Consider the following 282-nt stretch of genomic DNA (forward strand, 5'->3'; position numbering starts at 1 on the left):
GGCCTGATGTATGCCGTGCTGAAGGTGCGTTCCCCCGCGCCGCCCGCGCTGGCGCTGATTGGCCTGCTGGGGATGCTGGCGGGGGAACAGGCGATGCGTCATCTTTTATCCCGCGACAATCCCGCGGGCGTGCAGGTGACGGTTCCCCACGTTCAGCACCTGTCCGGAGCGTCATCATGAAGGCCTGGATTATTTCGCTAGTGTGCGGGGTCGCGGCTGGGGTACTTTACGCCCTGCTCGACGTGCATTCCCCGGCGCCGCCGGTCGTCGCGCTGCTTGGCC

The 282-nt window shown here is 66.7% G+C and carries 2 protein-coding genes; both read left to right on the forward strand.

The genetic code is table 11. The features are described 5' to 3' along the window. Positions 1 to 180 (forward strand): DUF1427 family protein (locus RTW80_RS28915; protein WP_312721542.1); only part of this gene is annotated, 180 nt, incomplete at its 5' end. Then, positions 177 to 282 (forward strand): DUF1427 family protein (locus RTW80_RS28920; RefSeq protein ID WP_312721544.1); only part of this gene is annotated, 106 nt, incomplete at its 3' end. The genes RTW80_RS28915 and RTW80_RS28920, both read left to right, overlap by 4 nt.

The sequence above is a fragment of the Escherichia sp. AM3 genome, assembly GCF_032029835.1.
Taxonomy (GTDB): Bacteria; Pseudomonadota; Gammaproteobacteria; order Enterobacterales; family Enterobacteriaceae; genus Escherichia; species Escherichia coli.